Source organism: Streptomyces smyrnaeus, from assembly GCF_017676345.1.
Lineage (GTDB): Bacteria > Actinomycetota > Actinomycetes > Streptomycetales > Streptomycetaceae > Streptomyces > Streptomyces smyrnaeus.
On sequence record NZ_JAFFZM010000018.1, the window covers coordinates 84,965 to 105,448 of the forward strand.

Sequence of the window (20,484 nt, forward strand, 5' to 3'; positions counted from 1 at the left end):
CACCCTCCAGAGGGAATGACGGCTCGCGATGTTGAGTGGAGGTGCCCCATGGCCGCCCCGCCGGACGACGTGCTCTGGGCGCGAGGAGTGCACTACGCCTACGACGGTTCACCCGCGCTGCAGGGCGTCTCGATCGGTGTCCGGGAGGGCGAGATCGTCGCCCTCACAGGCCCTCGGGGGAGCGGAAAGACCACACTGCTGCGCTGTCTGTCCGGTCAGGTGCTGCCCGAACAGGGCGAAGTCTGGTTCAACAGCGCCCCTGTGCACACCCTCGGCCGGGCCGCCCGTGAGCGACTGCGGCTGCACCGCTTCGGCTGGATCGACAGCAGCCCCCGCCTCGTCCCCGAACTGACCGCCTGGGAGAACGCCGCGCTCCCTCTCCTGCTGCACGGCAGCGGCTACCGTGCCGCCCGCCGGGCAGCCCGCTCCTGGCTGGACCGGCTGGACGTGGGCGACTGTGCGAGCAAGCGGCCCGACGCGCTCCGCCAAGCACAGCGCCAGCGCGTCGCGGTGGCCCGCGCCCTCGTCCACTCCCCCACCGTGCTCTTCGCCGACGAACCCACCGCCCCGCTGCACCAGAGCGACCGCGCGCAAGTGCTGCGGGCGCTCAGCGCGGCAGCCCGTTCGCACGGCATCACCGTCCTCCTGGCCTCCCACGACTTCACCCTCGACCAGGCGGCACGCACCTCCGACGCGACCGGCGCCGCGCTCGCGGACCGCATCGTCACACTCACCGACGGGCGGCGGTCCCGCACCCCCGCCCACAGCGGCGCTGCCGCACGATCCGCAGGACCGGAAGGCGCGGCAGCGTGCTCACTCTCCGTCTGACACTCACCGCACCGCCCCTGGCGCTCCTGCTCCGGCTGCTGCTCCTGTGCGCCTCGGCAGGCATCGGTCTGCTGCTGCTCGCCACCCTCTCCTACGCCCTGGAACACCCCGGCCACCGGGCCGCCGCCCTGGTGCGCCTGCTGTGGTGCCTGGTCCCGCTCGCCGTCGCCGCACAGCTCGCCGCGGCCCTCGGACGCACCGAGCCGCGCCCCGAGGCCCGCTCCGGGCTGGACGCGGCCGGGCTGGGGCCCGCCCGGCTGCCGCTGCTGGCCGCGCGCACCGCCGCGGCCCCCGGCCTGGCGGGCAGCGCACTGGTACTGCTGGTGACCGCACGGGGCGACATCGGCGGTCTCTTCGGCACCGACGGCTCGGTGCACGGGTTGACGCTGCCGGGAGCCGCCACCGGGCTCCCGCTTCCCGAGCAGCCGCTGCCCGCGCCCGCCGTCGTGACACTGCTGAGCACCGTTCCCCTGCTGACCGCCCTCGCCGCCGCCTGGGGGGCCAGGTCCAGCGCCCCGGCACCGGCAGCGGGCGCGGCGGCGGAACCTGGGACATCGGCACGGAGCCACCGGGGGCCGGCCGGATCCGAGCAGACCCTCGCCGGACGCCGGGACGATTCCGGACCCTCCTGCCGAGCGGGGCTGCTGTGGGGGGCCGTGCTGACTTCCGGCGGGCTGCTGCTGGCCGCCTACGCGCCACAGATGGCAACCGTGACCGGCACCGCACGGCTCGAGGACCGGGCAGTGCGCATCGAGGACCTGGCGACCTCACCGCTGGCCGCCGGGTGGCTGCTCGCCGCGTTCGGGCTGATGCTGACCGGTCCCGGTCTGGCAGCGCTGAGCGGCCGCCTGCTGGGCGCCCTGCGGCCGGGGCCGGTACGGCTGCTGGCAGGACGCACACTGGTACGCGAAGCACCCTTGCTGGGCCGCTCGCTGGGCGCGCTCAGCGCTGTTGCGGCGGCGCTGTTGGCCCTCGCCCGTGCGCGGCTCACCGGTGACGCGCCGCTCGCGCCCGGCCCGCTGGTGGGGGCGACGGCGACGCTCACCGGATGCTGTGTGGCCGGTGCCGTGCTGGCGGCGCTCACCCGGGCCCGGCACGCCCGTGCGCCGCTGGGGGAGCTGCTGGACCGGATCGGGGCGCCCCGCCGGCTGGGGCGGGCTGTGACGCTGCTGCGGGCCGGCGTGCTGTGGGCGGTGTTCACGGCACTCGCCACGACGGCCGGGATGCTCACTCCGCTCCCACCGCACTGAGGCGGCACGCCGGACGGCCCCGGGAGGGCTGTCCGAACCGCGGATCGGTGTCCTACGGCTACGAGCGGCTGCTGACCGGCTCTGTGGGCGGTTCGGCGTCCGCCCGGTCCCCGCCGTGCAGTGCGACCACCTCGCGCGGGTCGAAGACCACACCCACCTCGATGCCCTCTTCCGGAGCGTCCCGCAGCGTGCAGGCGGCCTCCAGGGCCGGCCCCTCGTGCGGACGCAGCAGGACGGTCACCGTGGAGGCGTCCCCGCCCCGGAACGTCCGCGCCTCCACCGTGCAGCGCAGCCCCTCATCCGGTGGGCGCAGCAGCACCCCTCCGGGGCGTACGAGCAGCAGGGTGCTGCCCTGGGGAGTGCCCTGGGGGACGGCGATGTGGCCCCAGCCGGTGGCCGCCCTCTCCCCGTGGACGGTGGCCGCGGTGATGTTGTCGAAGCCCAGGAAGCGGGCCACGAACGCGGAGGCGGGGCGCTGCCAGACCTCCAGCGGGGTGCCGGCCTGCGCGATGCGTCCGTTCTCCATGACCACCACGCGGTCGGCGAGTGCGAAGGCCTCCCCGTGGTCGTGCGTGACAGCGAGCACCGTCGTACCCAGTCGCCGGAAGAGGCTCCGCAGCTCCACGACGAGGCGCTCGCGCAGTCCGCGGTCGAGCTGGCCCAGCGGTTCGTCCAGCATCAGCAGCTTCGGCTCGGGCGCCAGCGCGCGGGCGAGCGCGACGCGCTGCTGCTCACCGCCGGACAGCGCGGTGACGGCGCGCCCTCCGGCGCCCGGCAGTCCCACCAGGTCCAGCAGTTCGGCCACCCGGCGCCCGGTCTCGGCCCGGTCCGTGCGGTGCATGCGCGGTCCGAAGGCGACGTTTCCCGCGACATCGCGCTGGGGGAAGAGCTGGTGGTCCTGGAACATCAGCCCGACGCCCCGCCGGTGCGGCGGCACCCCGCTCTGGTCCCGCCCCGACAGCAGCACCCGTCCCGCGTCGGCCTGTTGCAGCCCGGCGACGACACGCAAAAGGGTGGACTTCCCGCTGCCGCTCGGCCCCAGTACGCACACCGTCTCGTGTGCGGCCACCTCCAGGTCGACCGCGTCCAGCGCGGTCCGCTCCCCGAAGCGTACGGTGACACCGTCCAGCCGCAGCATCTACAACTCCCCCTGGCGGTCGATTCGGACGCGCTCCAGCGCGAGCAGTACGCCCGCGCAGACAAGCATCAGGATGGTGCTCAGGGCCATCGCCTGGCCGTAGTACGACTCCCCGGCGCGGCCCAGCATCCTGGCCACCGCGACCGGCAGGGTGGGAGCGTCCGGACGGGCGATGAAAACTGTCGCCCCGAACTCGCCCAGCGAGACGGTGAAGGCGAACCCGGCGGCCACCACCAGTGCCCGCCGCACGAGCGGGAAGTCGACCTCCCGCCAGGCGCGCAGCGGGGAGGCGCCCAGCACGGCAGCGGCCTCACGCAGCCGTACGTCCACAGCGCGCAGTACCGGCAGCATGGTGCGGATGACGAACGGCACGCCCACCAGTGCCTGCGCGAGGGGCACCAGGATCCAGGTGGAGCGCAGATCGAGCGGAGGCTCGTCCAGCGCGACGAGGAAACCGAAGCCGACAGTGACGGCAGAGGTGCCCAGCGGCAGCATCAGCAGCGCATCGAAACCGCGCACCAGCTGTGCCAGCCCGAAGGCCCCTCCGCCCGGACGGCGCCGGGTATCGGGGAGAGTGAGCGCGGCAGCGGCCGATCCACCCACCACCAGGGCGATGACCGTCGCGACGGCGGCGTAGGCCAGTGAGTTGCCGACGGCCTCGACAGGCGCGACGACAAAGGTCGCACTGTCGGACTGTGCCGCCAGTGCGCGGAAAAAGGTGAGCCCGTATCCGTCCGGCCCCCCGAATGCCCGCTGTACCAGCACCAGCAGCGGCACAACAGTCAGCACAAGGATCACGCCCAGCACGGAGCACAGCAGCACCCACTGGCCGGCACCTGCGGGACGCCGCGCGGTGTGTTCCGCGGGGACGAGGCTGAGCGCGCTCTCCCGCTTGCGCAGCGACCAGGCGTGCACCGCCAGCAGCGCGGCGACGGCGGCGAACTGGACGAGCGTCAGCACAGCCGCCGTCGGCAGGTCCAGCAAGGTGGCGGTCTGCCGGTAGATCTCCACCTCCAGTGTGGCGTAGCGCGGCCCGCCCAGTACCTGGATGACGCCGAAGCTGGTGAAGGTGAAAAGGAAGACGATCAGCGCGGCAGCTGCCACGGAGGGGGCCAGCGCCGGCAGGGTGACCCGCCGCCAGGCGGTGAGGCGACCGGCCCCCAGCACCCGTGCGGCCTCCTCCTGGCGCGGGTCGAGCTGGGACCACAGGCCGCCCACGGTGCGCACCACGACCGCGTAGTTGAAGAAGACGTGCGCGAGCAGGATCGCCCACACACTGGTGTCCAGCCGTACCCCGAACCATTCGTCCAGCACTCCCCCGCGCCCCGCCAGTGCGAGAAAGGCGGAGCCGACCACGACGGTCGGCAGCACGAACGGCACGGTGACCACGGCGCGCAGCATCCGCTTGCCCGGAAAGTCGAACCGCGCGAACACATAGGCACCCGGCAGTGCCAACGCGAGAGTGAGTGCTGTCGAGGCGGCGGCCTGCCAGAGGGTGAACCACACCACCTGGAGGATGTCCGGGTCGCTCAGCACCTGCCCGATCCGGCCGAGCTGCCACTGTCCGCCCTCGCGCAGCCCGCGCCCGACGATGGCGACCACCGGGTAGCCGAAGAAGACGGCGAAGAAGGCCGCCGGCACAGCCATCAGAGCGAGCCGCACCCAGCCGACCCTCGAACGGGGCGCCACCGCGGTGGCGTCCGGCTCCGGCCCGGCCGGGCCGCGCACCAGGTCCGCGACGTCCGGCACCTCAGGGGCGTCCGCGGCGTCCGGGGCGGCTACTTCACGGCGAGCGAGGTCCACGTCTTGATCCACTGCTCACGGTGTTCAGCGATCTTCTTCGGGGCGACGGTGGCCGGGTCGTCGACGGTCTCGCCGTACTTGGAGAACAGCTTCGGCAGCCGGGCGTCCTCGCGGACCGGGTTGACGAACATCTGCAGCGGCAGGTCCTCCTGGAACCGCTTGCTGAGCAGGAAGTCCAGCAGCGCCTTGCCGCCCTTGGTGTTCTCGGCGCCGCTGAGCAGCCCGGCGTACTCGGTCTGCCGGAAGCAGGTGCCCTTGGCGACGCCGGTCGGCGCCTTCTCGGGCGGGTTCTCGACGCCCATCACCTCGGCGGGCGGGCTGGAGGCGTAGGAGACGACGAGCGGCTTGTCGCCCTTGCCCTTGCCCTCGCGCGAGCCGGTGAAGCGGTCGTTGTAGGCCTGCTCCCAGCTGCTCGCCACCTCCACGCCGTTGGCGCGCAGCTTCTTCCAGTAGCCCTGCCAGCCGTCCTCGCCGAACTCGGCGACGCTCGCCAGCAGGAACGCCAGTCCGGGTGAGGAGCCCGCGGCGTCCTCGGTCACCAGGAGGTTCTTGTAGCGGGGCTTCGTCAGGTCATCGAGGGTGCGCGGCGGGTCGAGCTTCTTGTCGGCGAACCACTTGCGGTCGTAGTTGACGCACACGTCGCCGGTGTCGACCGGGGTGACCCGGTGCTTGTCGGGGTCGGCCTGCAGCCGCTGCGGCACCTTGTCGAGGCCCTTGGCCTTGTAGGGCGCGAAGACGCCCTTGTCGAGGGGGCGGGAGAGCAGGGTGTTGTCGACGCCGAAGAAGACGTCGCCCTGAGGATTGCCCTTGTTGAGCACCGCCTGGTTCACGGCGGCTCCGGCGTCACCACCGCGCAGCACCTTGACCTTGTAGCCGCTGCGCTTCTCGAAGTCCTTGAGAACAGGCTTGGAGACGGCGAACGAGTCGTGGGTGACGAGGGTGACGGTCTTGGCGTCTCCGCTGCCGCCCGAGCCGCCGCAGGCGGTGGCGAGGAGGGCGAGGGTGAGGACAGCGGTGGTTGCGGCAGCAGCGCGCCGCGCGTGCTTCTTCATCAGTGCATCGACTTCCTACCCGGCATGACCCGGGCGAGGTTCGAGGGTCTGCGGCGCGTACGGAGGTACTGCCGCACTCTCAGCGCTGTGAGCGCTCCCCTGTCGGCTGTTCGGTTTTCACGGGCCGCACGGACGGCCCGTTCGAACACTATCAGTCAGGCCCCGACGCCGGTCGGGCGTCGGCGCACCCCAGCGGTCGGGTGATCGGCGGTCGGCGGTCGGGTCGTCAGCGCTCGGTGGCCGCGAGCTGGCCGCACGCACCGTCGATCTCCTGGCCCCGGGTATCCCGAACGGTCACCGGCACACCATGCGACTCCAGCGTCCGTACGAACTCGGCCTCGTCCTCCGGCCGGGAGGCGGTCCACTTGGAGCCGGGAGTCGGGTTGAGCGGGATGAGATTGACGTGCACCCGCTTGTTCTTCAGCAGCCGGCCCAGCAGGTCGGCCCGCCAGGCCTGGTCGTTGATGTCCTTGATCAGCGCGTACTCGATCGACACCCGGCGGCCGGACTTGGCCGCGTACTCCCAGGCCGCGTCCAGCACCTCGCGCACCTTCCAGCGGGTGTTGACCGGGACGAGGGTGTCGCGCAGCTCGTCGTCGGGCGCGTGCAGGGAGAGTGCCAGCCGGCACTTGAAGCCCTCGTCGGCGAAGCGCAGCATCGCGGGCACGAGCCCCACCGTGGAGACGGTGATGCCGCGCTGGGAGAGCCCGAGACCGTCCGGCTCGGGGTCGGTCAGCCGCCTGATGGCGCCGACCACCCGCTTGTAGTTGGCCAGCGGCTCGCCCATGCCCATGAAGACGATGTTGGACAGCCGTGCCGGTCCCCCGGGCACCTCACCGTCCCGCAGGGCGCGCATACCGTCGACGATCTGGTGGACGATCTCCGCCGTGGACAGGTTCCGGTCCAGTCCGGCCTGGCCCGTGGCGCAGAACGGGCAGTTCATCCCGCAGCCGGCCTGCGAGCTGATGCACATGGTGACCCGGTCCGGGTAGCGCATCAGCACCGACTCCACGAGCGTCCCGTCGTGCAGCCGCCACAGCGTCTTGCGGGTGGTGTCGTCGTCACAGCTGATGTGCCGCACCACGTTCATCAGGTCGGGCAGCAGCCCCGCCGCCAGCTTCTCGCGGGCAGCGGCCGGGATGTCGGTCCACTGCTGGGGGTCGTGCGCCAGCCGCGAGAAGTAGTGCTGCGAGAGCTGCTTGGCGCGGAAGGGCTTCTCCCCGATCTCCGCGACCGCCTCCCGGCGCTCCTGAGGGCTGAGATCGGCAAGATGACGGGGCGGCTTCTTCGCGCCACGCGGGGCGACGAACGTCAGTTCTCCAGGGGCAGGCCCCGACATGAGCAGGTACTCCTCAAAGCTGCACGGGTGGTGATCCCCGCGGACACGGGGACAACGGCACGGCGATGCCTGCGCCGGGAGATCTCACCGGACGATCCCCGCCGCGGCGGGGACGCAGACCCATCCAGCGTAACCGGTGCGCTTTCAGCCCGCGCCGACGAAGACCACCAGCAGCAGCCACACCACCGGAGCCGTCGGCAGCAGGGAGTCGAGGCGGTCCATGATGCCGCCGTGTCCGGGCAGCAGGGTGCCCATGTCCTTGATGCCCAGGTCCCGCTTCATCATCGATTCGCCCAGGTCGCCCAGGGTGGCGCTGACCGAGACCGCCAGCCCCAGCAGCAGCCCCTGCCACCAGCTCCCCCCGTCGATCAGGAACTGGGTGCACAGCGCCCCGGCCCCCATGGCGAAGGTCACCGCGCCGATCAGCCCCTCGCGGGTCTTGCCGGGGCTGATGCGGGGGGCCAGCTTCCGCCGGCCGAAGCGCCAGCCCACCGCGTAGGCGCCGGTGTCGCTGACCACGGTGAGGATCAGGAACGTCAGCACCCGCCACGGCCCGTCGTCCGCGGCCAGCATCAGGGCCACGAAGGTGGCCAGGAAGGGTACGTAGAAGGCGGCGAAGAGGCCTGCCGTCACATCCCGCAGATAGTCGGCGGGGGGCTGCGTCATCCGCCACGCCAGGACGGCGAGGGCCGTGAGCGCCATGGCCACCCACGCGCCCTCCGCGCCCCGCACGTACCCGGCGATGGTCATGGCGGCGCCGCCGAGGGCCAGCGGCACCAACGGGGCCCGGATGCCCTTGCGCTCGCGCAGCCGCGAGGTCAGCTCCCACAGACCGACGACGACCGCCAGCACGATCACGCCCAGGAAGACCGGCTTGTAGAAGAAGAGCGCGGCCAGGATGACCGCGCCGAGCCCCAGGCCGACTCCTATCGCGGCGCGCAGATCCCGCCCCGCGCGCTTCTTGCCCTCCCCCGACGGCGCGGTACCGGCTGACGGGGCAGCCGGCTGCCCGGGGGTGGGCTCCGGCTCGTCGTGGCCGTACGGCTGCGCACCGCCGGGTGGGCCGGCGGGGCCTGTGAAACCGGGGCCTTCGGGACGGTGCCGGCCGTCACGGCCGTCTCCCCCGCCGGCGGGACCCCCTGGGTCGGACACAATGGGCATACGCCGAGTCTGCGACGCTTCGCCCCCCACATCGTGCACGGGGACACTCACGTCGTGGGCGGGCACCTGACCATCGCCCGGGCGGGGCAGCGCCGAAGGGGTGGCGTAGCCCTGCTCGGGCGGACCCCAGTACCGGGCGTCCCCGGCGTTCGGTTGCGGCGCTCCCCAGGATGAGTCGTTCACAGATTGCAGCCTTCGACCTCGGACCTTGAGACGGTGAGCTCAGACTTCGAGCAGCTCGGACTCCTTGTGCTTGAGCAGCTCGTCCACCTGCGTGACGTACTTGGCGGTGGTGTCGTCGAGCTCCTTCTCGCCCCTGCGGCCCTCGTCCTCACCGACCTCGCCGTCCTTGATGGCCTTGTCGATGGTCTCCTTGGCCTTGCGCCGGATGCTGCGAATGGAGATCTTGGCGTCCTCGCCCTTGCTCTTGGCGACCTTGATGTACTCCCGGCGGCGCTCCTCGGTCAGCTCGGGGAACGTCACCCGGATGATATTGCCGTCGTTCGACGGGTTGACGCCCAGGTCCGAGTCGCGGATGGCCTGTTCGATGTTGCGCAGCGAGCTCTTGTCGAACGGAGTCACCACGGCCATCCGGGGCTCCGGGACGGAGAACGACGCGAGCTGGTTGATCGGCGTCATCGTGCCGTAGTACTCCGCCACGATCTTGTTGAACATCGCCGGGTGCGCACGGCCGGTGCGGATAGCGGCGAAGTCCTCCTTGGCGACGACGACCGCCTTCTCCATCTTTTCCTCGGCTTCGAGGAGGGTCTCTTCGATCACCACGTGCTCCTGGTTCGATGAATGAGCCTGACTGCTTCATCCGGGGCTGTGAGCTGACGGCCGCCCCGCGGGCCGCCCCGGCCCCCGCGATGCCCTGATTCCTGCACGGTGTCCGACCGGCAGGCTGTTGTCCATCCCCGTACCGTGCCGTTCGTACGCCGCCGTGTTGCCGACGGCACCGGGCGGGCGCGGACCGGTCGCGCCCGCGAGGACCGTCGGCGGGACGATCAGACCCGGGTGCCCTGGTTGCTCACCAGGGTGCCGATCTTCTCACCCTTGACCGCGCGGGCGATATTGCCTTCGGCGAGCAGCTCGAAGACGAGGATCGGCAACTTGTTGTCGCGGCAGAGCGTGATCGCGGTCATGTCGGCGACCTTGAGGTCGCGGGTGATGACCTCGCCGTACTCGAGCGCGTCGAACTTCTCCGCCGCCGGATTGCGCGCGGGGTCCGAGTCGTAGACGCCGTCCACGCCGTTCTTGCCCATGAGCATCACCTCGGCGTTGATCTCCAGGGCACGCTGGGCCGCGGTGGTGTCGGTGGAGAAGTACGGCATGCCCATACCGGCGCCGAAGATGACGACGCGGCCCTTCTCCAGGTGCCGGATGGCGCGCAGCGGAATGTACGGCTCGGCGACCTGGCCCATCGTGATGGCGGTCTGCACCCGCGAGTCGATGCCTTCCTTCTCCAGGAAGTCCTGGAGCGCCAGGCAGTTCATGACGGTGCCGAGCATGCCCATGTAGTCGGAGCGGGCCCGGTCCATACCGCGCTGCTGGAGCTCGGCGCCGCGGAAGAAGTTGCCGCCCCCGATGACGACGGCCATCTCGGCACCGTCGCGGACGACCGAGGCGATCTCCCGGGCCATCTTGTGCACGACGTCGGGGTCGACACCGAGCCCACCGCCGCCGGCGAACGCCTCGCCGGAGAGCTTCAGCAGGAAGCGCCGGCGCATTTTACTCTCTTTGCCGGTGTCATTGCAGGTCATGGAGATCTCCTCGTGCACATACGAAAGAGGCCATTGCCGTCGGATCCTCGCGGTTCCCTCTGCGGCAATGGCCTCCTCGTCACAACTGCCCTGTGCCCGACCTTATCGGGCCCGTGCCGGTTCTGTACGCGGTGCTGGGTGTGCTCCACCTCTGGGCGAACAGAACCGGCCTGCGGGATGCGTCAGGAACGGGGCTCTCAGGCGCCGACGCGGAAGCGTGCGAAGCGCTTCAGCGAGACACCGGCCTCCTCCAGGACCTTCTGCACGGACTTCTTGTTGTCCTTGGCGAAGGGCTGGTCGAGGAGGGTGTTCTCCTTGAAGAAGCCGTTGACCCGGCCTTCGATGATCTTCGGCAGGGCCTGCTCCGGCTTGCCCTCCTCGCGGGCGGTCTCCTCGGCGATACGACGCTCGTTGGCGACCGTCTCCTCCGGGATGTCCTCGCGGGTCAGGTACGCCGGGGCGAAGGCGGCGATGTGCTGCGCGACGTCCTTGGCGATCTCCTCGTTCGCCGAGTCCAGCTCGACCAGCACGCCGACCTGCGGGGGCAGGTCGGGGCTGGTGCGGTGCAGGTAGGAGCCGACGTACGCGCCGGAGAACTGCGCGAAGCGGTCCAGCACGATCTTCTCGCCGAGGCTCGCGTTGGCCTCGTCGACGTACGCCTGGACGGTCTTGCCGGACTCGATCTCGGAGGAGAGGAGCGCGTCGATGTCGGCGGGGGAGGTGGCCTCGACGTGCGCGGCGATGGCCTCGGCGACGGCGAGGAACTTCTCACCCTTGGCGACGAAGTCGGTCTCGCACTTCAGCTCGACGAGCACGCCGGCGGTGTTGTCGTCGGCGATACGGGCGATGACCGCGCCGTTCTCGGCCGTGCGGCTCTCGCGCTTGGCGACGCCCTTCTGGCCCTTGACACGCAGGATCTCCACGGCCTTGTCGACGCTGCCCTCGGCCTCGTCCAGCGCCTTCTTGCAGTCCATCATGCCGGCGCCGGTCAGCTCCCGGAGCTTCTTGACGTCGGCGGCGGTGTAGTTCGCCATGGTCTGTGAATCTCTTCTCGGAAAGTCGGTGAGAAAGTCGGTGAGGTTGGATCGGAGTCACATGGGGCCGGTGGGACCGGCTCAGCTCACGGCTGGACGGCGGGGGCGCTCGGCCCCCGCCGTCTCACCGTGAACCTGTGGGGCCCACGTGATCCACGTGGCCCGTGAGTCAGCCCTGCTCGGCGGGGGCCGCCGCCTGCTCGCCCTCGGCGGCCGGCTGCGCCTCGGCGGCGGGCTCGGCCTCGGCCTCTGCGGGCTTCTCGGCCTCGGCAGCCGGCTTCTCGGCGGCCTTCTCGCCCTCCAGGAGGTCACGCTCCCACTCGGCCAGCGGCTCACCGGCGGCCTTCTCGCCCTTGCTTTCGCCGGAGCCGCCCGAGGAGCGGGCGATGAGGCCCTCGGCCACGGCGTCGGCGATCACGCGGGTCAGCAGGGTGACGGAGCGGATCGCGTCGTCGTTGCCCGGGATCTTGTAGTCGACCTCGTCGGGGTCGCAGTTGGTGTCGAGGATCGCGACCACCGGGATGTTGAGCTTGCGCGCCTCGCCGACGGCGATGTGCTCCTTCTTGGTGTCCACGATCCAGACGGCGCTGGGCACCTTCTGCATCTCGCGGATACCGCCGAGGGTCTTCTCCAGCTTGGCCTTCTCGCGGGAGAGGACCAGCAGCTCCTTCTTGGTGAGGCCGGAGGCGGCCACGTCCTCGAAGTCGATCTGCTCCAGCTCCTTGAGGCGCTGCAGCCGCTTGTAGACCGTCGAGAAGTTGGTCAGCATGCCGCCGAGCCAGCGCTGGTTCACGTAGGGCATGCCCACGCGGGTGGCCTGCTCGGCGATGGCCTCCTGGGCCTGCTTCTTGGTGCCGACGAACATGATGGAGCCGCCGTGCGCGACGGTCTCCTTGACGAACTCGTAGGCGCGGTCGATGTACGACAGCGACTGGAGCAGGTCGATGATGTAAATGCCGTTGCGCTCGGTGAAGATGAAGCGCTTCATCTTCGGGTTCCAGCGGCGGGTCTGGTGCCCGAAGTGGACGCCGCTCTCCAGCAGCTCCCGCATCGTGACGACGGCCATGGCCGTTCTCCTTGGGTTACTCGGTTGTCGTCAGCGAAGGCCGGACGGCCCCCGCTTGCCTGACGCCCCTGGCGCGCCGCCCGGGAAGTCCGGCCGGGAGACCGGGCCTTTCCTGGGACCGAGATGCGCGGCCACCGGGTGAGGGTGGCGGGGCGTGCGAAGTCAGCCCGGTCACCCGGGCCGCACCAGCAGTGTACGGGACCGGCGAGGGGCGCCGCGCCCGGCGGGGGCCGGGGGCCGCTCGGCAGGAGCCGGAAGCGGCCCGGCGGGGGCCGGAAGCGGGTGTGGAGGGTTTCACGGAAGGCCCGGCGACCGCTCGCAGGGGTGACGGCGTTGTCCACAACTGGGCAGTTACCCACAGATCCTGGCCAAGATCCCCGCCGGAGGGCAAACCGCGTCACCGTTCCCGCATGGAAGAGCACAGGCAGCTGAAGGACGGGGATGGGGCGAGCTGCGGGCTGGGCCCTCCCCTGGCACGTGAGGCACGCGGGCCACGACGGCGCGGTGCGGCTGTGCGGCGTACTGCCCGCTGGGGAGCGGTGCTGGTCGCGCTGCTGCTCGCGCTGCCGGGCTGGCGGCTGCCGGTGGGAGGGGACGCTCTGCTCGGTGCGGCCGGGACCGGGAAACCTCCCGCACCCGACGATCACCTCTCCCTCGTCGGCGCGGGAGCAGGCTCAGGTCAGCAGCGCGTTGCCGCGCACCGGGACGCCGAGGACCGGGACGGCGAGGACCGGGACGGCGAGGACCCCGACGGCGGGGCCCCGGTGGCCGGGCGGACCTGGCCGGTGGAGGGGACGAACGGAGCCCGGCGGCCGTGGGTTTCCCGTGGTTGGGACCCGCCGCCCGAGCCCTGGGCCGCGGGGCACCGTGGAGTCGACCTCGCGGCCCACCCGGGCCAACAGGTGCGGGCCGTGGCGGCGGGCCGGGTCTCCTTCGCGGGGGAGGTGGCGGGCCGCGGGGTGGTGTCCATCGAGCTCAGCGGCACCGGAAGACCTCCGCTGCGGACGACGTATCAGCCACTACGGCCCTCCGTACGCAAGGGCGACCGGGTGCGGGCGGGCCAGCAGGTGGGCACGGCCGTCAGCAGTCGTCACTGCCCGCACACCTGTCTGCACTGGGGGCTGCTGCGCGGGAAGCAGTACCTCGACCCGCTCTCCCTGCTGCCCGCCGCGCTCCTCGGCGGCCCCGTACGGCTGCTTCCGGTCCACGGCGTACCGCTGCCCTGCTCCGGCAGCGGGCGGGACGAAGGAGACGAGGAACAAGACGAGGAAGGGGACAGCACGCCGCAGCGCCCGGACCGCGTGCGCCTCCGGGTGGCCGGCGTCGCGGGCACTGCGGGCGCTGCGGAGGAGCGGGCCGGCTGGATGGGGGCGACCGCTCTGGCGCTGGCCGCGGTCTGGGCGCACCGACGGCTACGAGGCTCGGCGCAACCCACTGCCATCGGACGTCCGCCGTGCCGAGAAGACCGGCGTCCAGGCCTCGTGGTCAGCCTCGGACGCCGTTCAGAGCCATGGAGACGGCGGCCTCGGCGATCTGTTCCGGGTCCTCGGCGGCGCCGATCTCGATGCGGCGCACGCCCGCGTCCACCACGCCCTGGAGCAGCATGGCCGCGAGCCGCGGCTGGACGTGGCCGAGGTCGCCGAGCGCCTCGACGACCATGGAGATCAGCCCGCCGTGCGCGGCGCGGATCCGCTCGCGGGCCCCCGCGTCCAGCTCCCCGGCGGAGATCGCCACGACGGCGCGGTGCCGGCGGTCGCCCACCAGGGCGAGCTGCCTGCGCACGTACGCCTCGACCTTGCCCTCCGGCGTCGCAGCCGCCTGCATCGCCGACTCCACCTCGGCGGCCCACACCGGGAAGTCGACGGCGCACAGCTCTTCGACGACCGCGGCGCGGGAACGGAAGTACTCGTAGACGGAGGAGCGCGCGAGGCCGGTGCGCTGGGCGAGGGCGGGGAAGGTCAGGGCTTCCGTGCCGCCCTCGGACAGCAGTGACCTGGCGGCGTCCAGCAGGGCCGCGCGCTGCATCGTCCGGTGCTCGGCCACGGAGGCCGCTCGAATCCTGGGCACGCCACCAGCTTACGGAGAGGAGGTCGAGAGTTGCACGGGTCCCGGGCGACCGGACTCGGTCAGCGGCCCGCGTCGGCGAGTTTGGCGCGAAGCTGCAGAACCGATTTGGTGTGGATCTGGCTGACTCTGCTCTCGGTGACGCCGAGCACCTGGCCGATCTCGGCGAGGGTGAGCCCCTCGTAGTAGTAGAGCGTCACGACGGTCTTCTCGCGCTCGGGCAGCGTGTTGATGGCCCGCGCCAGTAGCCGCCGCAGCTCGCGGTCCTCGGCGACCTCGACGGGATTGTCGGCGGCCGTGTCCTCCAGGGTGTCCACCAGGCTGAGCCGGTCACCGCCGTCACCGCCGACGTGCAGCAGCTCCTCCAGGGCCACGACGTTGGCCAGGGACAACTGGCTGAAGACGCCGTGCAGTTCCTCCGTCTCGATGCCCATCTCCTCGGCGACCTCCGCCTCGGAAGGGCTGCGCCGGAGCCTGGCCTCCAAGGTGGCGTAGGCGCGTTCCACCGCACGGGCCTTCTGCCGTACCGAGCGGGGGATCCAGTCCAGGGCGCGCAGTTCGTCGATCATGGCGCCCCGGATGCGTGTGATGGCGTAGGTCTCGAACTTGATCGAGCGGGAGGGGTCGAACTTCTCGATGGCGTCGATGAGTCCGAAGACTCCGGAGGAGACGAAGTCGGCCTGCTCGACGTTGGGCGGCAGGCCCACACTCACCCTGCCCGCGACGTATTTGACCAGCGGCGAGTAGTGCAGGATGAGCTGTTCGCGCAGCCTGCTGTCCGCCGTGGCCTTGTAGGACCGCCAGAGTTCATCCAGCGAGCTGGGCGCAGTCCTGGGCGTGTCGTCATCGACCACGGTGCGTGCGGCTGCGGCGGCCGCTGCGGCTGTGCGGTCGGGCCCGGAGATGTGCTGAGGCATACGTCGCCTTGAGCCGTTCTGCTGGGTAGTGGTGGTCTGTCGGTGTGCGGAATCGTGTGTCTCGTTGGAGATGATGTGAGCGTAGCGTGACCGCAGCGTCGCAGTGTGCGACGTAACGTTCTTTCCCCTCCGCGCTGGCGTGCTCCTTTCCGCGGTGGCTCGGCATGGCCGGGAGCGGGCGCGGTGCGGATGACCGGGCACGGGGCCAGGGTGCGGTGCCCCACGAGGCCCATGCCGCCCCGGCGGGCGCGCACAGCTCAGCCTTTCACCCGATAGCCCCAGGTCAAGGACCGCCTCATCACCCGATGGAGTGCCCCTTACGGCGCGGCGTCAACTGCCAGCGGTCGCCGTCGCGTTCGACGAAGCCGAGCGCCCGCAGCTCATGGAGCCGGGCGAGGGCCTCGCCCGGCGGCACACCCGCGGAGCACGCGATGCGGGCGGGGTCGCTCGTGCCACGCCCGGGAAGCGCTTCAAGTACCCGCGCCGCACCGGGACTCAGCGCGTCGCGCGGCACGGCCGGCCCGCGCCGCTCGGGAGCCAGCTCCCCCATCATGCCCACCTGCTCGATCACTTCGGCGACGTCGGTGACCACAGTGGCCTCACCTCGCAGGAGTTCGTGCACCCCCTGGGAGAGCCCTGAGGTGACCGGCCCGGGCACCCCCATCAGCTGCCGGCCCAACCCGAGGGCGCGGCGGGCCGTGACCAGCGCCCCGCTGCGCAGGGCCGCCTCCACCACAACCGTTCCCCGGGTCAGCGCGGCGATCACCCGGTTCCGCAGCACGAACCGGCTGCGGGTCGGATGGTCCCCCGGCGGCAGCTCGGCGACGAGCAACCCGCGCTCCGCCAGCGTGCGGATCAACTCCTGGTTGCCGGGGGGATAGGCGACGTCGACGCCGCACGCGAGCACCCCGACAGTGGGCCCCCGCACGGCCAGGGCTCCGCGATGCGCGGCGGCGTCGACGCCGTAGGCGGCACCGGACACCACCGTCCAGCCCCGTTCGGCGAGCCCCGCGCCCAGCACGGCCGCGCAGTGCGCGCCGTACTCGGTGCAGGACCGGGCGCCGACGACGGCCACCGAGCGCAGCGCCCACACACGCAGCGAGGCCGCTCCCCGCACCCACAGCCCGAACGGTCCGGCATGGCCCAGGTCGTCGAGCTGACGCGGCCACTCGGTGTCCCCCGGACAGATGAAGCGGCCACCGTGCTCGGCGATCGCGGCCAGGTCCTGGTGCGGCCGGGCGCGGGCCGCGCGCAGCCGCAGCCCGGCCCACCGTCGCTCCCCCGCCCCGCTGAGTGGCGGTCCGCTCCCGCTCACCGCCTCCACCACCTCGCAGGCGCCGTATGTGGCGAGCCACCGCCCGACGAGTTCGTCACCCGGCTCGGCGATCCGCGTCAACGCCGCCCGCGCCAGGCGCTCCGGCTCGGCCCCTCCCAGGGCGGTTCCCGCACCCTCGGGGCCGGGGAATCCGGCGGCCGGTCGCAGGTGCTCGGCCGTCATACCGGGATCTCCCGCGCCCGGGCGCCCCGGCGGACACCGGTTCTCAGCTCCAGGGCGCAGTTGACGTCGTCACGGGTGGGCCGGGGGTGGCCCGCGAGGTCGGCGACCGTCCAGGCGACCCGCAGTACCCGGTCCAGACCGCGCGCGGTGAGCAGGCCGCGTTCCAGGTCGTCCTCGGCTTCGGCCAGCGCGCCGGGTAGGACGGGGTGGCGGGTGCGCAGTTCGTGGCCGGGGACCTCGCTGTTGGTCTTCCACGGGGTTTCGGCGTACCGCGCCGCCGCGCGCTCCCTGGCCTCCAGCACGCGGGCGGCCACCACGGCGGTGGACTCGGCCCGGCCGTCGACGGCGGCCAGTTCGGAGCGGGAGAGAGGTTCCACACCGACCCGGAGGTCGACGCGGTCGAGCAGCGGGCCGGACAGCCGTGCACGGTAGCGGCGCACCGAGGCGGGCCGGCACTCGCATCCGCCGACGGTGCTGCCGTGCCGTCCGCACGGACAGGGATTCGCCGCCAGCGCGAGCAGGAACCGGGCGGGCATCCGCATCATCCCCGCCGCCCGGGCCACGACGATGTACCCCGACTCCAAGGGCTGCCGCATGGCATCCAGGACCTGGGCCCCGCATTCCGCGGCCTCGTCCAGAAAGAGCACTCCGTGGTGAGCGAGGGAGACGGCGCCGGGACGGGGCAGGCCGGAGCCGCCGCCGACGAGCGCCGCCATGGTGGCCGAGTGGTGAGGAGCGCAGTACGGCGGCCGGGCCACCAGTGGCTGCCCCGGAGGCAGGGCGCCCGCGACGGAGTGCACGGCCGTCACCTCCAGCGACTCCTTCCGGCTGAGCGGTGGCAGCAGCCCGGGCAGCCGTTCGGCGAGCATGGTCTTCCCGGCCCCCGGTGGCCCTTTGAAATAGATGTGGTGCCGTCCGGCCGCGGCGATCTCCAGGGCGCGGCGCGCATGGTGCTGCCCTGCGACATCCGCGAGGTCCACGGGGCGCTCCTCACCCAGCAGGCCGGTCAGTCCCGGCGCCGCCATGGGCAGTCCGGCCGGCCCGGCGCGGGCGGCGTCCGGCAGACCGTCACCGGCCCGTTCGGGCTCCTCCGGGACCGGCTCGTCGGTCAGCACCGCGATCAGCTGGCGCAGGCTGCGTACTCCGAGCACCGAAACGTCCGGGACCAGCGCCGCCTCCGCCGCCGTCTGCTCGGGGACGACCACCTGCCGGTACCCCGCGTCGGCCGCCGCCAGCACGGCGGGAAGAACTCCGCGCACCGGCAGCACCCTGCCGTCCAGTCCCAGCTCGCCGATCATCACGACGTCGGCGATCTCCCGCGGGTCGATCCGTTCCGCCGCCGCGAGCACAGCGCAGGCGACCGCGATGTCGAATCCGCTGCCGCCCTTGGGCACCGAGGCCGGGCTGAGACCGACGGTGAGCTTCTTCTGCGGCCAGGGGACGTCCGAGTTCACCACCGCCGCCCGCACCCGGTCCCGGCTCTCCGTCAGGCTCTTGTCGGGCAGTCCGACGAGGGTGAAGGCGGCGACGCCCGGCTCCAGATCCGCCTGGACCTCGACCAGTACGCCCTCGACCCCCACCAGTGCGACCGCGCACGTACGTGCGAATCCCATCAGCCGATCCCCCGTACGTGCTGTACGACAGGGGCGCCTCGGTCGGGCAGTACGACGCCGACCAGATCGATCCGCACCCCGCCGGTGGGCGGGCGGCCGTAGCGGGCGACCCAGCACTCGGTGAGCCAGCGCGCCGCCAGTCGGCGCAGCCGGGCCGTCTTCGCCGGCGGCAGACTCTCCATGGGGTCCTGGAAGGGGGTGGCCCTGCGGGTCTTGACCTCGCAGATCACCACGGCATCCGCATCGCGGGCGATGATGTCGATCTCGCCCTCCGCGCGGCGCCAGTTGCGTTCGAGGATCGCCATGCCCGCTTGGCGCATCCGGCGGGCCGCCAGGTCTTCCCCGTACCGCCCCAGGGCTCCCTTCGCGCAGGTCGGAGCCGGGGTCCGCGGTGGCTCCGCACTCCGCTGCCCGGCGCCCCGGCGCTGTGCACCGCGCCGCCCGTGACCGGTGCGCTTCCTGCCCGGGCGGGCCCTGCGCGGATGTTCCCTGCCCGGATTCTCCCCGTGCGGGGCTTCCCGATGCGGGGCTTCCCTGTGCGGGGCTTCCCTGTGCGGGGCTTCCTCGTGCGGCGGGTGTTGTCCGCTCCGGTGTTCTTCTTCTGTGCGAGCCGTGCTCGTCCGTTCGGCACCAAGGTGCTCGCTACCAGGGAGCTCGGTGCTCCGCGCTTGGCCGGTGTTCATACGGCACCACCTCCGACGCCGACTGTGACGGCATCGGAGGTGGCTCAGGGATCTTGCTCGTTTTCTGTGGAGAACCCGGCGGTTGTGGACAACTCCGTCACTCGCCCGGGTGAGGCCCGGCGGCGCTACCCCTTGAAGCCCGAGTCCTCCGGCAGGTCCAGTTCGCTCTTGTTGAGCTCCTCGATATTCACGTCCTTGAATGTGAGTACCCGTACCTGTTTGACGAACCGGGCCGGCCTGTACATGTCCCAGACCCAGGCGTCCGCCATCGACACCTCGAAGAAGACCTCGCCCTGTACCGAGTGGACCTGCATCTCGTAGTCGTTGGTCAGATAGAAACGCCGGTCGGTCTCGATCACGTATTTGAACAGCCCGACGACGTCTCTGTACTCCCTGTAGAGCTTGAGCTCCATCTCGGTCTCGTACTTTTCGAGGTCCTCGGCGCTCATGGCATGTTCCCCTTCAGCCGTGCGTCCCCCCATTGTGCGTCACCCCGGACGGCGTCGGGCCGAAGTCGCGCGGCGCCGCGCGAGCGGTCCGTACGCGGCACCGCCCAGTACCAGGACGGCGCCCACGATCACGGCCGTCAGCGCCAGCGGGAGCGGTCCGCGATCCGAGGTGCCGCCGGGCATGTCGGCGAACCCGTCGGCCTTCGGCAGCATGCCGAAGGCACCGACGGGCCAGGCTATGGCGTCGACCCGGGCCTGGACGGCGGAGCGTGGAACGGCGCCGTGGTCGGCGTCCTTCAGATGCACCCGGGAGTCGAGGGACGCCTCCCTGTTGTCCCCCAGCAGGAAGAGCTTGCCCTCGGGTACCCGGGTGGCTTCGAAGGGGCTCTGCGCGTCACGGCCGTGTGCACGCAGATAGGGCTCGTCGACGGGCTCGCCGTTGACGGTGAGCCGTCCGTCCCGGTCGCAGCACGCCACCTTGTCGCCGCCGACCCCCACGACCCGCTTGACCATGGGCACCGCACCCCACACCGAGTCCCGGAAGACCACGACGTCGCCGCGCCGCACCTCGTTGCCGTCCACGCGCTCGGCCAGTACCCGGGCACCGGACTGCACCGTCGGGTCCATGGAGTCGGTGGGCACCGTGTACGGCTGGTAGAGCACGGCGCCCCAGACGAAGCCGCCGAGGAAGAGGACACACCCGAGGGCCACCGCCACTCCGGACAGTCGGTTGCCCAGGCGGCTGCGGCCCTCGTCGGTACGTTCTTCTGCCTTGCTCACTTCCGTACTCCCGGATCTCCCGCAGCGGCCCCGACGGTCTGCGCTG

At 71.8% G+C, this 20,484-nt stretch carries 19 protein-coding genes and 1 pseudogene; 3 read left to right on the plus strand and 17 right to left on the minus strand.

Annotated elements, in window-relative coordinates:
• The first annotated feature begins 48 nt into the window (after nucleotides 1-48).
• Together JW613_RS26670 and JW613_RS26675 are read left to right on the plus strand one after the other, a co-directional pair.
• Nucleotides 49-828, plus strand: a complete 780-nt coding sequence (locus tag JW613_RS26670) for an ABC transporter ATP-binding protein (protein ID WP_209213456.1) — start codon at nucleotides 49-51, stop codon at nucleotides 826-828.
• Nucleotides 810-2,078, plus strand: a complete 1,269-nt coding sequence (locus JW613_RS26675) for a hypothetical protein (RefSeq protein WP_209213457.1) — start codon at nucleotides 810-812, stop codon at nucleotides 2,076-2,078. The genes JW613_RS26670 and JW613_RS26675 overlap by 19 nt, the downstream gene beginning before the upstream one ends.
• 58 nt (nucleotides 2,079-2,136) lie before the next feature.
• On the opposite strand, the gene JW613_RS26680 is transcribed toward JW613_RS26675, so the two are convergent.
• The 9 genes from JW613_RS26680 to rpsB all read right to left on the minus strand — a co-directional run bounded on the left by JW613_RS26680 (nucleotide 2,137) and on the right by rpsB (nucleotide 12,434).
• Entirely contained in the window at nucleotides 2,137-3,216 is a 1,080-nt protein-coding gene (locus JW613_RS26680; RefSeq protein ID WP_209213458.1) for an ABC transporter ATP-binding protein, read from the minus strand.
• On the minus strand, nucleotides 3,217-4,878 hold the full coding sequence (locus JW613_RS26685) for an ABC transporter permease (RefSeq protein ID WP_209213508.1): 1,662 nt from the start codon (nucleotides 4,876-4,878) through the stop codon (nucleotides 3,217-3,219). It abuts the gene before it with no gap.
• A 116-nt stretch (nucleotides 4,879-4,994) separates the two neighbouring features.
• A complete protein-coding gene (locus tag JW613_RS26690) occupies nucleotides 4,995-6,071 on the minus strand; it encodes a thiamine ABC transporter substrate-binding protein (RefSeq protein ID WP_209213459.1) in 1,077 nt (358 codons plus the stop codon).
• A gap of 226 nt (nucleotides 6,072-6,297) precedes the next feature.
• Nucleotides 6,298-7,410 carry a dual-specificity RNA methyltransferase RlmN gene (gene rlmN, locus JW613_RS26695; RefSeq protein ID WP_099884635.1) on the minus strand — a complete coding sequence of 371 codons (1,113 nt, stop codon included), beginning with the start codon at nucleotides 7,408-7,410 and terminating at the stop codon, nucleotides 6,298-6,300.
• Nucleotides 7,411-7,554: 144 nt separating this feature from the next.
• Complete coding sequence (locus JW613_RS26700) at nucleotides 7,555-8,754, minus strand: phosphatidate cytidylyltransferase (RefSeq protein ID WP_209213460.1); 1,200 nt, start codon at nucleotides 8,752-8,754, stop codon at nucleotides 7,555-7,557.
• Nucleotides 8,755-8,793: 39 nt separating this feature from the next.
• Nucleotides 8,794-9,351 (minus strand): ribosome recycling factor, encoded by a 558-nt coding sequence (gene frr / locus JW613_RS26705; RefSeq protein ID WP_209213461.1) that lies wholly within the window; start codon nucleotides 9,349-9,351, stop codon nucleotides 8,794-8,796.
• 227 nt (nucleotides 9,352-9,578) lie between these two features.
• Nucleotides 9,579-10,334, minus strand: coding sequence for a UMP kinase (gene pyrH, locus JW613_RS26710; RefSeq protein ID WP_209213462.1), 756 nt, complete (start codon nucleotides 10,332-10,334; stop codon nucleotides 9,579-9,581).
• A gap of 197 nt (nucleotides 10,335-10,531) precedes the next feature.
• Nucleotides 10,532-11,368, minus strand: a complete 837-nt coding sequence (gene tsf / locus JW613_RS26715; RefSeq protein WP_099884629.1) for a translation elongation factor Ts — start codon at nucleotides 11,366-11,368, stop codon at nucleotides 10,532-10,534.
• A gap of 169 nt (nucleotides 11,369-11,537) precedes the next feature.
• On the minus strand, nucleotides 11,538-12,434 hold the full coding sequence (rpsB, locus tag JW613_RS26720; protein WP_209213463.1) for a 30S ribosomal protein S2: 897 nt from the start codon (nucleotides 12,432-12,434) through the stop codon (nucleotides 11,538-11,540).
• Between the two features lie 410 nt (nucleotides 12,435-12,844).
• Between rpsB and JW613_RS36635 the strand changes: the two are divergent.
• A pseudogene (locus JW613_RS36635) lies at nucleotides 12,845-13,525 on the plus strand (peptidoglycan DD-metalloendopeptidase family protein); the annotation flags it as partial.
• Here JW613_RS36635 and JW613_RS36640 read toward each other — a convergent pair.
• The 8 genes from JW613_RS36640 to lepB all read right to left on the minus strand — a co-directional run bounded on the left by JW613_RS36640 (nucleotide 13,454) and on the right by lepB (nucleotide 20,438).
• Complete coding sequence (locus JW613_RS36640; RefSeq protein WP_307866045.1) at nucleotides 13,454-13,840, minus strand: hypothetical protein; 387 nt, start codon at nucleotides 13,838-13,840, stop codon at nucleotides 13,454-13,456. The pseudogene JW613_RS36635 and the gene JW613_RS36640 sit on opposite strands and share 72 nt — an antisense overlap.
• Nucleotides 13,841-13,919: 79 nt before the next feature.
• Complete coding sequence (locus JW613_RS26730; RefSeq protein WP_209213509.1) at nucleotides 13,920-14,459, minus strand: TetR/AcrR family transcriptional regulator; 540 nt, start codon at nucleotides 14,457-14,459, stop codon at nucleotides 13,920-13,922.
• Nucleotides 14,460-14,560: 101 nt separating this feature from the next.
• Nucleotides 14,561-15,415, minus strand: coding sequence for an RNA polymerase sigma factor WhiG (gene whiG / locus JW613_RS26735; RefSeq protein ID WP_099884626.1), 855 nt, complete (start codon nucleotides 15,413-15,415; stop codon nucleotides 14,561-14,563).
• Between the two features lie 298 nt (nucleotides 15,416-15,713).
• A complete protein-coding gene (gene dprA / locus JW613_RS26740; protein WP_209213464.1) occupies nucleotides 15,714-16,913 on the minus strand; it encodes a DNA-processing protein DprA in 1,200 nt (399 codons plus the stop codon).
• A complete protein-coding gene (locus JW613_RS26745) occupies nucleotides 16,910-18,526 on the minus strand; it encodes a YifB family Mg chelatase-like AAA ATPase (protein ID WP_209213465.1) in 1,617 nt (538 codons plus the stop codon). The genes dprA and JW613_RS26745 overlap by 4 nt, the downstream gene beginning before the upstream one ends.
• On the minus strand, nucleotides 18,526-18,882 hold the full coding sequence (locus JW613_RS26750; protein ID WP_209213510.1) for a YraN family protein: 357 nt from the start codon (nucleotides 18,880-18,882) through the stop codon (nucleotides 18,526-18,528). Before JW613_RS26750 ends, JW613_RS26745 begins: the two co-directional genes overlap by 1 nt.
• 452 nt (nucleotides 18,883-19,334) lie before the next feature.
• Entirely contained in the window at nucleotides 19,335-19,658 is a 324-nt protein-coding gene (locus JW613_RS26755) for a DUF2469 domain-containing protein (protein WP_027735391.1), read from the minus strand.
• 39 nt (nucleotides 19,659-19,697) lie between these two features.
• A complete protein-coding gene (lepB, locus tag JW613_RS26760; RefSeq protein ID WP_209213466.1) occupies nucleotides 19,698-20,438 on the minus strand; it encodes a signal peptidase I in 741 nt (246 codons plus the stop codon).
• Between the last annotated feature and the right edge of the window lie 46 nt (nucleotides 20,439-20,484).

Bases quoted from the DNA above. Each gene is read 5' to 3' on its own strand.
- JW613_RS26670 (WP_209213456.1), top strand. From the start codon at position 49: ATGGCCGCCCCGCCGGACGACGTGCTCTGGGCGCGAGGAGTGCACTAC.
- JW613_RS26680 (WP_209213458.1), bottom strand. From the start codon at position 3,216: ATGCTGCGGCTGGACGGTGTCACCGTACGCTTCGGGGAGCGGACCGCG.
- JW613_RS26690 (WP_209213459.1), bottom strand. From the start codon at position 6,071: ATGAAGAAGCACGCGCGGCGCGCTGCTGCCGCAACCACCGCTGTCCTC.
- rlmN (WP_099884635.1), bottom strand. From the start codon at position 7,410: ATGTCGGGGCCTGCCCCTGGAGAACTGACGTTCGTCGCCCCGCGTGGC.
- pyrH (WP_209213462.1), bottom strand. From the start codon at position 10,334: ATGACCTGCAATGACACCGGCAAAGAGAGTAAAATGCGCCGGCGCTTC.
- tsf (WP_099884629.1), bottom strand. From the start codon at position 11,368: ATGGCGAACTACACCGCCGCCGACGTCAAGAAGCTCCGGGAGCTGACC.
- rpsB (WP_209213463.1), bottom strand. From the start codon at position 12,434: ATGGCCGTCGTCACGATGCGGGAGCTGCTGGAGAGCGGCGTCCACTTC.
- JW613_RS26730 (WP_209213509.1), bottom strand. From the start codon at position 14,459: ATGCAGCGCGCGGCCCTGCTGGACGCCGCCAGGTCACTGCTGTCCGAG.
- whiG (WP_099884626.1), bottom strand. From the start codon at position 15,415: ATGCCTCAGCACATCTCCGGGCCCGACCGCACAGCCGCAGCGGCCGCC.
- dprA (WP_209213464.1), bottom strand. From the start codon at position 16,913: ATGACGGCCGAGCACCTGCGACCGGCCGCCGGATTCCCCGGCCCCGAG.
- JW613_RS26745 (WP_209213465.1), bottom strand. From the start codon at position 18,526: ATGGGATTCGCACGTACGTGCGCGGTCGCACTGGTGGGGGTCGAGGGC.
- JW613_RS26755 (WP_027735391.1), bottom strand. From the start codon at position 19,658: ATGAGCGCCGAGGACCTCGAAAAGTACGAGACCGAGATGGAGCTCAAG.